Here is a 393-nt window from a genome sequence, read left to right as displayed (position 1 = left end):
CTCCGGCCCGTGCAGCACCGGCCTTCCCGTCGCCTCCGAGCGCCGCGCCCCGTCGAACACCCCCACCTCGCCCCCGTCGCTCGACAGCGTGAAGGGCGGGTGCAGCCGCACCGCCTGCCCCGGCCCCAGCGTGCCCGCCTCCAGCCGGTGCCGCGCCGTCGCCCGCAGGTCGTTCGTCACCTCGTAGCTCCCCAGCTCCAGCGCCTGGGTGCCACGGTTGTACAGCTCCACGTACCCCGCGCCTCCCGTCGTCACCTCGCGGATGACCAGCGGCCCGCCCCCGTGTGCCCTCAGCGCCTCCAGCTCCTTCGCCAGGTACCCACGCCTTCCGCGCACGTAGTCCTGGAGGAACCGACGCGCGCGCTGCACGTGCTCGGCGGACGCGTACGGGTC

Annotated in this window: 1 protein-coding gene; it reads right to left on the bottom strand. The window is 75.1% G+C overall.

The annotated features are described in order from the left end of the window. The coding region (locus tag D7Y04_RS44935; protein WP_199749853.1) for a lamin tail domain-containing protein at positions 1–393 on the bottom strand (393 nt) is incomplete at both ends.

It is taken from the genome of Corallococcus sp. AB038B (genome assembly GCF_003668955.1).
Classification (GTDB): Bacteria; Myxococcota; Myxococcia; order Myxococcales; family Myxococcaceae; genus Corallococcus; species Corallococcus exiguus.
Note: the sequence above shows the minus strand (reverse complement) of the source record. Positions and strands in the feature narration are given on the sequence as shown.